The sequence below is a fragment of the Flavobacterium sp. 3HN19-14 genome (assembly GCF_051373205.1).
In the GTDB taxonomy this organism is placed as follows: Bacteria; Bacteroidota; Bacteroidia; order Flavobacteriales; family Flavobacteriaceae; genus Flavobacterium.
In genome coordinates this window covers 1,561,517-1,576,007 of the sequence record NZ_JBPPZT010000001.1, presented here as the reverse complement: position 1 = coordinate 1,576,007, position 14,491 = coordinate 1,561,517, and the positions used below count along the sequence as shown (strand labels likewise).

Here is a 14,491-nt window from a genome sequence, read left to right as displayed (position 1 = left end):
TACAACAAATGGCGTTTTTTTGTGTTTTTTGATGGATTCATATTTTGTATTTTCCCAGTAAAATAAGGCATTTTAATTCATATCGGTACATATAAAACCAATAAATAAGGATTCATAACCCTGAGGTCACGGGTTCAACTCCCGTCCTCGCTACAAAAGGCTGTCAGAAATGACGGCCTTTTTATTTTATTACTTTTCTTACCTCTTTTTATTATACGGATAATGGTTTAGGATTACAGTAACTCATTATTTCATTTTAGGTTTTACCTTCCAAAATTTTTGTTAACCTCCTCATTAGTTTTTTAAGGTGCATTTCACACTTAAAAAATTCTCAAAAAGTCATAATTTTTTATTTTAACATATTTTAATGCACTTAATCGATAAAATAATGCATTTAATCGATAAAAAGTTTGGTGGTTGAATTTTCATTTTATATGTTTGACACGTTAAAATCTAAAAGTTCATGAAAAAAATTACTTTTTTACCATTTCTGATGGTATTGATTTGGGGTCAGCTTGCTTTTTCACAAACTACAAATCCATGGTCAAATAAAGGCCTGACGGAAAAAAATTCAAGAGTAAAACCAGAGCGTAAAACAATACCTAATAAGTACAAGGTTTTTACTTTGGACATTCAGGCGCTGAAATCAAAATTAGCTTTGGCTGAAAAAAGAGATGCAAATAACAATCTTTCAAAGACTTTACTGCTGGATTTTCCGTTTGACGACGGGAACACTGAAACTTTCAGCATTGAAAGAGTAAGCGTCCTTGCGCCTTCGCTCGAATTAAAATATCCCGAAATCAGGTCGTACTATGGTGTCAGTCGCAAAAATCCATTGAACAAAATTTACATCAGTATGGATCCGGGTGGATTTACCGGATTGATTACCGGTGACAAGACCATTTACATCGACCCATATAATTTCCGTAACAACGGTAACGATTATATCGTTTATGACAGAAGCGACTGCGTAAGGAATCCGGGTGATACTTTCGTATGTAATGCTGACGTCGACACGAAAATCATAGATGCAGCTACACATTCAAATGTTGCGGCCAAATGTCACCGACAGTAAATTGCGTACTTACGAGCTTGCGGTTGCCTGTACCTCTGAATACTCTTATTACTATGGAAACACGCTTGCAGGTGTACTTGCAGCGATTAATACAACGATCACCCGCGTGAACAGTGTTTACAGAAGGGATTTTGCTGTGGTTTTCCAACTTGTTCCGGCTGAAGACAGGCTGATTTACATCAATAACGTCAATAAAGATACGCCAACTCCGGATCCTGATCCGTATGATAATTTTGACGGAAGCGGCATGCTCAGCATCAACACGGCAAACATCAGCGGGTTGATTACATCAGCAGCATATGATATCGGGCACGTTTTTAGTACAGGCGGCGGCGGTATTGCCGGCACCGGCAGCATGTGCCAGTACAAAAGGGCAAGGTGTTACCGGAATCGTAACGCCGCAATTCGACCCTTTCGATATTGATTATGTATGTCATGAAATGGGACACCAATTTGGTGCCGGCCATACACAAAATAACAATTGCCAAAGAGCGACCACCTCTGCCATGGAGCCTGGTAGCGCCTCGACTATTATGGGGTATGCAGGAATTTGTGCGCCGAATGTACAAGGAAATAGTGATGCCTATTTTCATGCAATCAGTATCCAACAAATGAGTAGCGCGATTTCAGGGCATACCTGCGAGACCGAGACAACTATAGCTAATACCGCTCCGGTTGCAACTGGTCCGGGTAATTTTACCATCCCAAAATCAACACCATTTACGCTCACCGGTAGTGCAACAGATGCAAATAATGATGCACTGACCTACGACTGGGAACAAATGAACAATGAGACAACTGGTACGATGCCTCCGGTTGCCACCAATACAGGCAGCCCGAACTTCAGGTCGTTCTTTTTCACTTCGAGTCCGTCGCGTACTTTCCCGAATATGGCTGCGATTGTAGCCAACACCACTCCGACCTGGGAAGTTTTGCCTAGTGTGGCGAGAACTTTGAATTTTAGAATGACCGTTCGCGACAACAATGCGCTTGGCGGGCAAACCAATCAGGCCAATAGTGTCGTTACCGTTAATGCCAGCGCCTGGACCGTTTTTGGTAACGGCTCCGAACGCAGGAACAGAAATTTGGTATGTGGGCGAAACTACGAGAACCGTAACCTGGAATGTTGCGAATACAACTGCCTCGCCGGTTTCAACCGCGAATGTAAAAATCTCGCTTTCTACTGATGGCGGATTTACTTATCCGGTGGTGCTTTTGGCCAGTACGCCTAATGACGGAAGTGAAGTGATCACGGTTCCGAATAATATCGGTAAAACGATGAGAGTAAAAGTTGAGGCAGTCAATAATATCTATTTTGATATTTCGAATGCTAATTTTGAAATCAAAGCCAATACTTTTGAACTTACAACAACACAGGCAACCGTTTCTACCTGTAAGCCTGCAAGTGCTGCGTTTACAGTTAATTATACTCCGGCGCCAACATTTTCGGGTACTACAACTTTTACAGTGACTGGTCTTCCTTCCGGAGTGACGGCAGCTTTTTCCAATCCGACGCTGAGTGCTTCAGGAAGTACTGTTATGACCGTAAATGGAGTTGGAAGCGTGAATGCCGGGACTTATAGCCTTACTTTTACAGCAACTTCCGGCGCGACAATTATTACATTGCCGCTTACGCTGAAAGTTTTCGACAATAATATTGCAACTGTTACACTTACGAGTCCGACCAATGGTGCGGGCAACCAGCAGACTTCATGCTTATTGCAGTGGAGTGATTTGCCGAGTGCTTCTTCCTATCTGGTACAAATTTCAACAGATCCGACATTTGCTACGATTACAGAAACCACTACAGTTGTCAATGCGACTTCTTACCAGACAACTTCACTTGCGCAAGGGACGATCAATTACTGGAGAATTAAGCCAATTAATCCTTGTCTTCAAGGTGCTTTTTCGGAAGTGTATTCTTTCCAGATTGCTAATGATTTGTGCAAAACATACAATTCTGTTTATTACGATAATATCGATGCGAGCAGCAATAACGTTTGGGAAACCAACTCGAATAACGCGGTTGCAGCGAAGATTAATGTAACGGATAATATTCAGATTAGCGATGTCAATTTCACGATGGTGGCGACACACGCTAATATGAATGAAATCAAGATGCAATTCAGCAACCCGACTGGAATATTCGCCGAGATTTACAACAGGGATTGTTCGGGTGCGAATGCCAACGTGACTTTCGATGACAGCGGAACTGCGATCCCTGTGCCGTGTACGGGTGGTCTTACGGGAACAAAACAATCAAGCCAGTTGCTTTCTAAATTCAACGGCTCTTCGTCTCTTGGTGTATGGACATTACTGGCAACCGACAGGGTTTCTAACACAAATGGCGGGACATTTACAAGTTTAAGCATCCAGATTTGCGGCAAATTGCAGATCGTCAATAATGTTACTGCCACCATCAATGATATTTCAAGCATACAGCAAGGCGCTACGGTTGCCATTCCGCAGACAAAATTACTCGCGGCGCAGCCATCGGCCACTACTGCTCAACTTATATATGTGCTTACACAACTTCCTGCAAAAGGTGCGCTGAAATTAAGCGGTACGACTTTAGTACTTGGAAGTACTTTCACGCAGGCAGATATCAATAATAATTTGCTGACTTATGTGCACAACGCTGCCTTGCCAACTTATACTGATAAAATTAAATTTTCGGTAAAAGGAAATAACACCGCGCTTTTGGGTGGGCAGACACTTAACTTTAATTTCTGTTCTATTACGAGTACGACTTCACAAACCAATGTGAATTGTTATGGCACAGCTACAGGAACGGCTACTGTCGTACCAACGAGCGGAACTGCTCCATATACTTACAACTGGGCACCGGGAACGCCTCCCGGCGATGGAACAGCGAACGCGACAGGTTTGACTGCGGGTGACTGGACTTGTAACATTAAAGATGCCGGAGGATGTATTTCTATTCAGAATTTCACGATTACACAGCCGACGTCTGCGTTGAGTGTTGTTGCGAATGCTTCTGCGAATGTGAATTGTTTTGGAGGAAATACAGGTAGTGCTTCAGTTACTGTTACAGGCGGGCACGCTCCTTACACTTATGACTGGACGGGAACTCCTGCAGGTGATGCGACTGCTTCGATTACCGGAATTACTGCCGGAACCTGGGTTTGTTCTGTCGTGGATTCGAAAGGATGTACGGGCTCGTTCAGCTTTACAATTACCCAACCTGCGGCTGCTTTATCCGTAGTTGCGAATACTTCTTCTAATGTTTCCTGCTTTGGCGGAAATACAGGTAGTGCTTCCGTGACCGTAACAGGCGGACTGCTCCTTATACTTATGACTGGACGGGAACGCCTACCGGCGATGCGACTGCTTCTGCTTCCGGACTTACTGCCGGGACCTGGGTTTGCTCTGTCGTGGATTCGAAGGGTTGTACCGGTTCGTTCAGCTTTAGCATTACACAGCCGACGTCTGCGTTGGGTGTTGTTGCGAATGCTTCTACGAATGTGAATTGTTTTGGAGGAAATACAGGTAGTGCATCGGTAACCGTTACCGGTGGAACTGCTCCTTATACTTATGACTGGACGGGAACGCCTACCGGCGATGCAACCGCTTCTGCTTCGGGGCTTACTGCCGGGACCTGGGTTTGTTCTGTTGTGGATTCGAAAGGGTGTACGGGTTCGTTCAGCTTTACAATTACACAGCCTGCGGCTGCGCTTTCTGTAGTTGCCAATGCTTCGACTAATGTTTCCTGCTTTGGCGGAAATACAGGTAGTGCTTCTGTGACCGTTACCGGCGGAACCGCTCCTTATACTTATGACTGGACGGGAACGCCTACCGGTGATGCGACTGCTTCGATTACCGGAATTACTGCCGGAACCTGGGTTTGCTCTGTCGTGGATTCGAAGGGTTGTACCGGTTCGTTCAGCTTTACCATTTCACAGCCTGCGGCTGCACTTTCTGTCGTTGCCAATGCTTCGACTAATGTTTCCTGCTTCGGTGGGAATACAGGATCCGCTTCTGTTACTGTTACAGGCGGAACCGCTCCTTATACTTATGACTGGACGGGAACGCCTACCGGTGATGCGACTGCTTCAATTACCGGAATTACTGCCGGAACCTGGGTTTGCTCTGTCGTGGATTCGAAGGGTTGTACCGGTTCGTTCAGCTTTACAATTACGCAACCTGCAGCTGCACTTTCTGTCGTTGCCAATGCTTCTACGAATGTAAACTGCTTTGGCGGAAATACAGGTGGTGCTTCCGTGACCGTAACTGGTGGGCCGGCTCCTTATACCTATGACTGGACGGGAACTCCTATAGGTGATGCGACTGCTTCGGCTTCCGGGCTTACCGCCGGGACCTGGGTTTGTTCTGTCGTGGATTCGAAAGGGTGTACGGGTTCGTTCAGCTTTACCATTTCACAGCCTGCGGCTGCGCTTTCTGTCGTTGCCAATGCTTCGACTAATGTTTCCTGCTTCGGTGGGAATACAGGATCCGCTTCTGTTACTGTTACAGGCGGAACCGCTCCTTATACTTATGACTGGACGGGAACTCCTATAGGTGATGCGACTGCTTCGGCTTCCGGGCTTACCGCCGGGCACCTGGGTTTGTTCTGTCGTGGATTCGAAAGGGTGTACGGGTTCGTTCAGCTTTACCATTTCACAGCCTGCGGCTGCACTTTCTGTCGTTGCCAATGCTTCGACTAATGTTTCCTGCTTCGGTGGGAATACAGGATCCGCTTCTGTTACTGTTACAGGCGGAACCGCTCCTTATACTTATGACTGGACGGGAACGCCTACCGGTGATGCGACTGCTTCAATTACCGGAATTACTGCCGGAACCTGGGTTTGCTCTGTCGTGGATTCGAAGGGTTGTACCGGTTCGTTCAGCTTTACAATTACGCAACCTGCAGCTGCACTTTCTGTCGTTGCCAATGCTTCTACGAATGTAAACTGCTTTGGCGGAAATACAGGTGGTGCTTCCGTGACCGTAACTGGTGGGCCAGCTCCTTATACCTATGACTGGACGGGAACTCCTATAGGTGATGCGACTGCTTCGGCTTCCGGGCTTACCGCCGGGACCTGGGTTTGTTCTGTCGTGGATTCGAAAGGGTGTACGGGTTCGTTCAGCTTTACCATTACACAGCCTGCTTCTGCCCTTTCAGCTTCTGTGAATTCTTCAACAAACGTTTCATGTTTTGGTGGGAATACGGGTGCTGCTTCTGTAACCGTTACCGGCGGAACTGCCCCTTATACTTATGATTGGACACCAGGTACTCCAACTGGTGATGGAACTGCATCAGTCACTGGATTAACTCAGGGCACTTATGTTTGTAACATCACAGATGCTAAAGGATGTACGACAACAAGATCTTTCACTATCACCCAGCCTGCCGCTGCGCTTTCTGTGATTGCTAATGCTTCTTCTAATGTTTCCTGCTTTGGCGGAAATACAGGTAGTGCTTCCGTGACCGTTACCGGCGGAACTGCCCCTTATACTTATGACTGGACGGGAACGCCTATAGGCGATGCGACTGCGACTGCTTCCGGCCTTACTGCCGGGACCTGGGTTTGTTCTGTTGTGGATTCGAAAGGGTGTACGGGTTCGTTCAGCTTTACCATTACACAGCCTGCTTCTGCCCTTTCAGCTTCTGTGAATTCTTCAACAAACGTTTCATGTTTTGGTGGGAATACGGGTGCTGCTTCTGTAACCGTTACCGGCGGAACTGCCCCTTATACTTATGATTGGACACCAGGTACTCCAACTGGTGATGGAACTGCATCAGTCACTGGATTAACTCAGGGCACTTATATTTGTAATATCACGGATGCTAAAGGATGTACGACATCAAGATCTTTCACTATCACCCAGCCTGCCGCTGCGCTTTCTGTGATTGCCAATACTTCAACGAATGTAAACTGCTTTGGCGGAAATACAGGTAGTGCGTCGGTAACCGTTACCGGTGGGACTGCACCTTATACTTATGACTGGACGGGACTCCTAACGGCGATGCGACTGCTTCCTGCTTCCGGCCTTACTGCCGGAACCTGGGTTTGTTCTGTCGTGGATTCGAAGGGTTGTACGGGTTCGTTCAGCTTTACCATTACACAGCCTGCGGCTGCACTTTCTGTCGTCGCTAGTACTTCTTCTAATGTTTCCTGCTTCGGTGGGAATACAGGTAGTGCATCCGTGACCGTAACAGGCGGGACTGCCCCTTATACTTATGACTGGACGGGAACACCGACCGGCGATGCGACTGCATCTGCTTCCGGCCTTACTGCCGGAACCTGGGTTTGTTCTGTCGTGGATTCGAAGGGTTGTACGGGTTCGTTCAGCTTTACCATTTCACAGCCTGCGGCTGCGCTTTCTGTCGTTGCCAATACTTCTTCTAATGTTTCCTGCTTTGGCGGAAATACAGGTAGTGCTTCTGTGACCGTTACAGGCGGGACCGGCACCTTATACTTATGACTGGACGGGAACTCCTACAGGCGATGCGACTGCATCTGCTTCCGGGCTTACCGCCGGGACCTGGGTTTGTTCTGTCGTGGATTCGAAGGGTTGTACCGGTTCGTTCAGCTTTACCATTACACAGCCTGCGGCTGCGCTTTCTGTAGTTGCCAATACTTCAACTAATGTTTCCTGCTTTGGCGGAAATACAGGTGCGGCTTCTGTGACCGTTACCGGTGGAACTGCCCCTTATACTTATGACTGGACAGGAACGCCTACAGGCGATGCGACCGCTTCAGCTTCCGGGCTTACTGCCGGAACCTGGGTTTGTTCTGTCGTGGATGCTAAAGGGTGTACGGGTTCGTTCAGCTTTACAATTACCCAGCCTGCGGCTGCGCTTTCTGTAGTTGCCAATACTTCAACTAATGTTTCCTGCTTTGGCGGAAATACAGGTGCGGCTTCTGTGACCGTTACCGGTGGAACTGCCCCTTATACTTATGACTGGACAGGAACGCCTACAGGCGATGCGACCGCTTCTGCTTCCGGCCTTACTGCCGGGACCTGGGTTTGTTCTGTTGTGGATTCGAAAGGATGTACGGGTTCGTTCAGCTTTACCATTACACAGCCTGCTGCTGCGCTTTCTGTCGTTGCGAATACTTCTACGAATGTGAGTTGTTTTGGAGGAAATACAGGTAGTGCTTCTGTTACTGTTACAGGCGGAACTGCCCCTTATACTTACGACTGGACGGGAACGCCTATAGGCGATGCGACTGCTTCTGCTTCCGGGCTTACCGCCGGGACTTGGGTTTGTTCTGTCGTGGATGCTAAAGGGTGTACGGGTTCGTTCAGCTTTACAATTACCCAACCTGCGGCTGCGCTTTCTGTAGTTGCTAGTACTTCGACTAATGTTTCCTGCTTTGGCGGAAATACAGGTGCGGCTTCTGTGACCGTTACAGGCGGGACTGCCCCTTATACTTATGACTGGACCGGAACGCCTACAGGCGATGCGACTGCTTCTGCTTCCGGCCTTACTGCCGGAACCTGGGTTTGTTCTGTCGTGGATTCGAAGGGTTGTACCGGTTCGTTCAGCTTTACCATTACACAGCCTGCGGCTGCGCTTTCTGTAGTTGCCAATGCTTCGACTAATGTTTCCTGCTTTGGCGGAAATACAGGTAGTGCTTCCGTGACCGTTACCGGCGGAACTGCCCCTTATACTTATGACTGGACGGGAACGCCTATAGGCGATGCGACTGCTTCTGCTTCCGGCCTTACTGCCGGGACCTGGGTTTGTTCTGTCGTGGATGCTAAAGGTTGTACCGGTTCGTTCAGCTTTACAATTACACAGCCTGCGGCTGCGCTTTCTGTAGTTGCCAATACTTATTCTAATGTTTCCTGCTTCGGTGGGAATACAGGTAGTGCTTCCGTGACCGTTACCGGTGGGACCGCTCCTTATACTTATGACTGGACGGGAACGCCTACCGGCGATGCAACCGCTTCTGCTTCGGGGCTTACTGCCGGGCACTGGGTTTGTTCTGTCGTGGATTCGAAAGGGTGTACGGGTTCGTTCAGCTTTACAATTACACAGCCTGCGGCTGCGCTTTCTGTAGTTGCCAATGCTTCGACTAATGTTTCCTGCTTTGGCGGAAATACAGGTAGTGCTTCTGTGACCGTTACCGGCGGAACTGCCCCTTATACTTATGACTGGACAGGAACGCCTACCGGCGATGCGACTGCTTCTGCTTCCGGCCTTACTGCCGGAACCTGGGTTTGTTCTGTCGTGGATTCGAAGGGTTGTACGGGTTCGTTCAGCTTTACCATTACACAGCCTGCGGCCGCTTTATCCGTAGTTGCCAATGCTTTGACTAATGTTTCCTGCTTTGGTGGAAATACAGGTAGTGCTTCCGTGACCGTAACTGGTGGGACCGCTCCTTATACTTATGACTGGACGGGAACTCCTACAGGCGATGCGACTGCTTCTGCTTCCGGCCTTACTGCCGGGAACCTGGGTTTGTTCTGTCGTGGATTCGAAAGGTTGTACCGGTTCGTTCAGCTTTACCATTACACAGCCTGCGGCTGCTTTATCCGTAGTTGCCAATACTTCAACTAACGTAAACTGCTTTGGTGGGAATACTGGTGCGGCTTCTGTGACCGTTACTGGTGGCGACTGCACCTTATACTTATGACTGGACGGGGACTCCTGCAGGCGATGCGACTGCTTCTGCTTCCGGCCTTACCGCCGGAACCTGGGTTTGTTCTGTCGTGGATTCGAAGGGTTGTACGGGTTCGTTCAGCTTTACCATTACACAGCCTGCTGCTGCGCTTTCTGTAGTTGCCAATACTTCTTCTAATGTTTCCTGTTTCGGCGGAAATACAGGTGCGGCTTCTGTGACCGTTACCGGCGGAACTGCCCCTTATACTTATGACTGGACGGGAACGCCTATAGGCGATGCGACTGCTTCTGCTTCTGGCCTTACCGCCGGAACCTGGGTTTGTTCTGTCGTGGATTCGAAAGGGTGTACGGGTTCGTTCAGCTTTACCATTACACAGCCTGCTACTCCAATAGTAGCCAGCGTAAGTATCAGCGCCACGGCCACGACGATCTGTTCGGGAACAAGCGTGACCTTTACCGCCACGCCTACCAACGGCGGAACGCCGAGCTACCAATGGAAGATCGGCGGGGTCAACGTTCCGGGTCAGACCGCTGCGACATTCACGACCTCGACCCTGGCCAACGGCAATTCGGTCACCGTGGAGATGACATCCAGCGCAACGCCTTGCCTTACGGGCTCCCCTGCGACATCAAATGCCATCGGCATCACCGTCAACAGCTGCTCATCGGTGGTGAACGTGAAGGTGTTCGTGGAAGGGTACTACACCGGCTCTGGCACGATGGCTTCGGTGAAGAACAACCAGGACTTCGTATCACCGCTCAACCAGGTGGAGGAGCTTACCGTGGAACTGCACAATGCGACCACCCATGCCCTTGTCGCCACCACGACCGCCACGCTGCATACCGACGGGACGATGGGCTGCACCTTTGCCGGCGCGCCAAGCGGATCGTTCTACATCGCCGTGAAGGGCTCCAACCTTGTGGAGACCTGGAGCGCCACGCCACAGACGGTAGGCGCCGCGCCGCTGACCTATGATTTCACCACATCTGCGGCGAAGGCCTACACCGACGGAAGCCAGCCAAGCGTGATCGAGGTTGAGCCGGGCGTATGGGCGATGTATTCCGGGGACGTGACCAGGATGGCGTGGTCGATGGTTCCGATGCCGTTACCGTATCCAACGACGCTGAGAATTCCCTTTTCGGGGTCATAGCGACCGACCTCAGCGGGGATGGCGCCGTGGACGGATCCGATGCCGTACTGGTCAGCAACAATTCCGATGCATCGGTATACTCACAACGCCCTTAATTAATAAAATAAACTATATTGAATATGAAAACCACCAATCACTATCACCTGAAGAACTTACTGCTGCTGTGCACGCTGATGCTGTCCTATTTCGGATCCGCACAGGTTGACGGCGCCAGTTTCACCTACACCATCGCCAATGCGACAAACCCGACCCCCACTACACTGGAGTTCGATGTCAACCTGGTCGTGAACCATACCTCCACGGCACTCAGCGACGGGGGCATCGAAGATCTCGCAGATACAGTTCGGGATCAACTTCAACAAGGACATCCTCAACGGGGGTACGCCTTCCACTACACAGAACCAGAGTTTCACCATCCTTGCCGGTACCCAGCCGATATTCGCGGGAACGGTATTTACAGGAGTGAGCGGACAGGGCAACTACAGGGGCGCCACATTCCAGGCGACATCGGCAGACCCTATGACATACGGGATGCTGCGTGTGGTCGGGACACTCAGCAACTCCACCGCGCCATTGGTTCCCAACGGGCCTACAGGATAGGAAGATACAGATTCACCAACACCACCACCTGGGCCGTAAGCAGCAATGCGCAGCTCTGGGTGAACACAGGAAATTTTGGCGGCTCCACCAACGCCATCGTATCAGGACTCAAGAACGGCACCAGCACACCTGCCTACGCCTATACACCTACAGCACCGGCTGCCACTCCGGGCGTGACACTGGGTTATACGCAGGCGGCGCCATTGTCATTGCTGCTGAACCCTGCGCCATGCAGCCTCACCACGACATGGAACGGGAACGCATGGGCGCCATTTGCGCCTATCGCCACGCAGGCGGCCGTCATCGACGGGAACTACTCCTCGACAGGGCCCTGTCTGCCTGTTCATTGACAGTGACCTCGGGGCCAGTAGTGGTCAATCCCGGGCATGATTTCAACATCACCGGTGCTGTGGCCGTCAACGGGGGCTCATTGACATTCGAGAACAACGCCAACCTTGTACAGGTGAACGATGTGGACAATACGGGACTCATCACGGTTAAGAGGAATGCAACGATGAGGAGACTGGATTACGTCTACTGGGGTTCCCCGGTGGCGGGCAGGACCTGAAACTGTTCTCCCCATACACCGTATCGCTTACCAATGCACCGGGATTCCCGACACCGACAGGTACTTCGCGCTTCTATACGCTCAACGAGCCTACCAACGCATTCGTCGTGATCGCAGAGCCTCTCGGGGTAAGCTTTACAGAGGCGAAGGGTTATATGCTGCGCGCACCGAACAACTTCCCGTCCAATGGGACGCAGGCCACCTTCAACGGTGTGTTCACCGGGGTGCCTAATAATGGTAATTCATCGCTTCCGATCACCAATACCGGTGCTGGGAAGGGATTCAATATGCTGGGTAACCCTTATCCGTCGACCATCAGTGCCGACCTTTTCCTTGCACAGAACCCGGGTGAGTTGTACTTCTGGACGCACACCAACCAGGATGCGCCATCAGGGGCTAACTATGCCACCTACAGCACTTTCGGTACGGCATCCGCGGCAGGCGGCGCGGTTCCGAACGGTACGATTGCCGTTGGACAGGGATTCCTGTTGAAGACGCCTTCGCCTTCTGCAACCGCGACGTTCATGAACTCGATGCGTACGGGCAACAACTCGGCGACATTCTTCAGGAATGCCAATATTGATAAGCACAGGATATGGCTGAACCTCAGCAATTCAGTAGGATTGCAGAACCAGATCCTTGTAGGTTACATGGATGGGGCTACCAATGGTGTCGACGTATCGGTCGATGCCAAACAGATCGAGGGCGGCATCAACAACATCGCGACGCTTATCGGCGATGAGAAATTCAACATCCAGGCCCTTGCAGCGCCATTCGCAGATACAGATGAGATCCCGATGAGCTTCAATGCGCTTGCCCGGGCGATTTCACCATCAGCCTTGACCATACCGACGGGCTGTTCGCCGGAGAACAGGATGTCTTCATCAAGGACAACCTCACAGGACCATCCACAGCGTGAAGCAGAGGCGCTACGGATTCGCAGCGGAAGCGGGAACGACGGCAGACCGTTTCAGCATCGTATTCAAAAACACGAACCTTCATGTCGGGAATCCGGCATTCACAGCCAATGACGTGATCGTCTTCAACAATGCCAGCGTACTGAACATCAATTCGGGCAGCATCGCCATGAAATCAGTGAAGGTGTTCGATATGCGCGGAAGGTTCATCTATGAGAAGAACGACATCAACGCAACAGCAACAGCACTTAAGGATTTAAGGGCGGAACAGAGAGGTGCTTTTAGTTCAGATCACTTCTGAAAATGGTGAAGTGGTTACTAAGAAAGTAGTTTATTAATTTTAAAATCGTCAGATAATAGAGAAAATTTAGGATTTTTTGGAAGTTTTTATCCAATCAGAATCTTTTACAACTTAAAAAAAGATAATTTTTTTGATTGGACTTGAAAAATATTTCAAAAAAAGACAGAGGTGATGATAAAAAAGATCTCTTTTTCTTCTTAAAAACATAAAAATTTAAAGCCAAAAAGTAGGCTGGATTTTCACAAGTCAGATGAGTTGAAACGCAAATTTCGATTTGTCTGGCTTTTTTATGTCAAAAATCTATTGATAACTTCTGTAAAAAAATCTAAAACACACCTTTTCAACTATTAAAATATGTTAAAATTTGAGAAAAATCAACTTTTTTCGCCTTACTAAAAAAACCTTAAAAACCCATTGTTTTATGCACTTTAGCGACGATTATAAACCGTTCATCGATGATTTTGTTAAAATTTCTTTCAAAATAATTTTTTTTATTCGAAATTAAGTGTAGTTTTATCACGTTGAATATTTGTTCAGCGTTTTATCGAAACCAGTAATATCTAAACCCCAAAGGATATGAAAAAAAACTACCTACTAAAAGGTAGACTATTGTTGACAATAGTCTGCCTTGCTTTCACGGCTCTTGGCTTTGCCCAATCCCAAACTTTTACTACAACAGGAACTTTTACCGTTCCCGCAGGTGTTACCAGCATTCAGGTTGAAGCCTGGGTGCAGGTGGTGCAGGTGGTGGTGTAACGGGAAATATCGCCGGTGGCGGTGGTGGCGCAGGAGGTGGTTATGTGAAAAATACCGCATTAGCAGTCATTCCGGGCACAACATATACAGTGACAATCGGAACCGGAGCAACCGGAACAACCGGAGCCGGAGCCAATGGCGGCAATACATGGTTCAATACTACAGGTACTTTACTCGCGATAGGCGGAAGAGGCGGTAACGCAGGAACTGCAGCTGCAACATCTGCTGCCGGAGCAACTGCCCTTACTACAGGAAACGTTGGCTATTCAGGAGCGTTCAACTATTATGGAGGCGCAGGAGGTACCGGAACATTAGCAGGACTTTCTGGCGGCGGCGGTGGAGGAACTGCCGGAACAGGATCCAACGGAGGTAATGCTTTCGGATTAACCGGAGGAGCCGCAGTTGCTGGTGGTTACGCAGGCCAAATGGTTCTACTGCATCCGCAGATGGAGCCGACGCTACAAATATAGGCGCAGGAGGTGCTGGTGCACGTACAAGTAACAATACCGATCGCTCAGGCGGGAATG

General features: G+C 49.3%; 14 protein-coding genes and 2 pseudogenes. 15 read left to right on the top strand and 1 reads right to left on the bottom strand.

The window, feature by feature from the left end:
• Window positions 1-463 precede the first annotated feature (463 nt).
• The 9 genes and pseudogenes from ACSLFW_RS08345 to ACSLFW_RS08305 form a co-directional block, all read left to right on the top strand.
• Complete coding sequence (locus ACSLFW_RS08345; protein WP_436555372.1) at window positions 464-1,075, top strand: hypothetical protein; 612 nt, start codon at window positions 464-466, stop codon at window positions 1,073-1,075.
• Window positions 1,029-1,482, top strand: a pseudogene (locus ACSLFW_RS08340) (zinc-dependent metalloprotease family protein); the annotation flags it as partial. The gene ACSLFW_RS08345 and the pseudogene ACSLFW_RS08340, both read left to right, overlap by 47 nt.
• A gap of 33 nt (window positions 1,483-1,515) precedes the next feature.
• Window positions 1,516-2,262: a reprolysin-like metallopeptidase gene (locus ACSLFW_RS08335; protein ID WP_436557405.1), complete on the top strand. Its 747-nt coding sequence runs from the start codon at window positions 1,516-1,518 to the stop codon at window positions 2,260-2,262.
• Window positions 2,168-4,564, top strand: coding sequence for a cadherin-like domain-containing protein (locus ACSLFW_RS08330; RefSeq protein ID WP_436555371.1), 2,397 nt, complete (start codon window positions 2,168-2,170; stop codon window positions 4,562-4,564). Before ACSLFW_RS08335 ends, ACSLFW_RS08330 begins: the two co-directional genes overlap by 95 nt.
• Window positions 4,531-5,760, top strand: coding sequence for a SprB repeat-containing protein (locus tag ACSLFW_RS08325; RefSeq protein ID WP_436555370.1), 1,230 nt, complete (start codon window positions 4,531-4,533; stop codon window positions 5,758-5,760). Before ACSLFW_RS08330 ends, ACSLFW_RS08325 begins: the two co-directional genes overlap by 34 nt.
• Entirely contained in the window at window positions 5,672-7,522 is a 1,851-nt protein-coding gene (locus tag ACSLFW_RS08320; RefSeq protein ID WP_436557404.1) for a beta strand repeat-containing protein, read from the top strand. The genes ACSLFW_RS08325 and ACSLFW_RS08320 overlap by 89 nt, the downstream gene beginning before the upstream one ends.
• Window positions 7,523-7,598: 76 nt before the next feature.
• A complete protein-coding gene (locus ACSLFW_RS08315) occupies window positions 7,599-9,608 on the top strand; it encodes a SprB repeat-containing protein (protein WP_436555369.1) in 2,010 nt (669 codons plus the stop codon).
• Window positions 9,559-9,684, top strand: a complete 126-nt coding sequence (locus ACSLFW_RS08310) for a hypothetical protein (RefSeq protein WP_436557403.1) — start codon at window positions 9,559-9,561, stop codon at window positions 9,682-9,684. Before ACSLFW_RS08315 ends, ACSLFW_RS08310 begins: the two co-directional genes overlap by 50 nt.
• Window positions 9,659-9,889 (top strand): annotated as a pseudogene (locus ACSLFW_RS08305) (hypothetical protein); the annotation flags it as partial. The gene ACSLFW_RS08310 and the pseudogene ACSLFW_RS08305, both read left to right, overlap by 26 nt.
• A 29-nt stretch (window positions 9,890-9,918) precedes the next feature.
• Here ACSLFW_RS08305 and ACSLFW_RS08300 read toward each other — a convergent pair.
• On the bottom strand, window positions 9,919-10,089 hold the full coding sequence (locus ACSLFW_RS08300; protein ID WP_436557510.1) for a hypothetical protein: 171 nt from the start codon (window positions 10,087-10,089) through the stop codon (window positions 9,919-9,921).
• 28 nt (window positions 10,090-10,117) lie between these two features.
• Between ACSLFW_RS08300 and ACSLFW_RS08295 the strand changes: the two genes are divergently transcribed.
• From ACSLFW_RS08295 to ACSLFW_RS08270, 6 genes are all read left to right on the top strand, one after another.
• Window positions 10,118-10,822, top strand: a complete 705-nt coding sequence (locus ACSLFW_RS08295; RefSeq protein ID WP_436557509.1) for a hypothetical protein — start codon at window positions 10,118-10,120, stop codon at window positions 10,820-10,822.
• Window positions 10,823-10,941: 119 nt separating this feature from the next.
• The gene (locus ACSLFW_RS08290) at window positions 10,942-11,772 is read left to right on the top strand and encodes a hypothetical protein (RefSeq protein WP_436555368.1); all 831 of its coding nucleotides are present in this window, start codon (window positions 10,942-10,944) and stop codon (window positions 11,770-11,772) included.
• A 325-nt stretch (window positions 11,773-12,097) separates the two neighbouring features.
• Window positions 12,098-13,021 (top strand): hypothetical protein, encoded by a 924-nt coding sequence (locus ACSLFW_RS08285; RefSeq protein ID WP_436555367.1) that lies wholly within the window; start codon window positions 12,098-12,100, stop codon window positions 13,019-13,021.
• A gap of 1 nt (window position 13,022) precedes the next feature.
• Window positions 13,023-13,208 (top strand): hypothetical protein, encoded by a 186-nt coding sequence (locus ACSLFW_RS08280; RefSeq protein WP_436555366.1) that lies wholly within the window; start codon window positions 13,023-13,025, stop codon window positions 13,206-13,208.
• 612 nt (window positions 13,209-13,820) lie between these two features.
• Entirely contained in the window at window positions 13,821-13,964 is a 144-nt protein-coding gene (locus tag ACSLFW_RS08275) for a hypothetical protein (RefSeq protein ID WP_436555365.1), read from the top strand.
• Window positions 13,934-14,434 carry a glycine-rich domain-containing protein gene (locus ACSLFW_RS08270; protein ID WP_436557402.1) on the top strand — a complete coding sequence of 167 codons (501 nt, stop codon included), beginning with the start codon at window positions 13,934-13,936 and terminating at the stop codon, window positions 14,432-14,434. Before ACSLFW_RS08275 ends, ACSLFW_RS08270 begins: the two co-directional genes overlap by 31 nt.
• Window positions 14,435-14,491 lie beyond the last annotated feature (57 nt).

What these genes read in the sequence shown, in the direction of transcription:
- ACSLFW_RS08345 (WP_436555372.1), top strand. Translation starts at nt 464, where the DNA reads ATGAAAAAAATTACTTTTTTACCATTTCTGATGGTATTGATTTGGGGT.
- ACSLFW_RS08335 (WP_436557405.1), top strand. Translation starts at nt 1,516, where the DNA reads ATGGGACACCAATTTGGTGCCGGCCATACACAAAATAACAATTGCCAA.
- ACSLFW_RS08290 (WP_436555368.1), top strand. Translation starts at nt 10,942, where the DNA reads ATGAAAACCACCAATCACTATCACCTGAAGAACTTACTGCTGCTGTGC.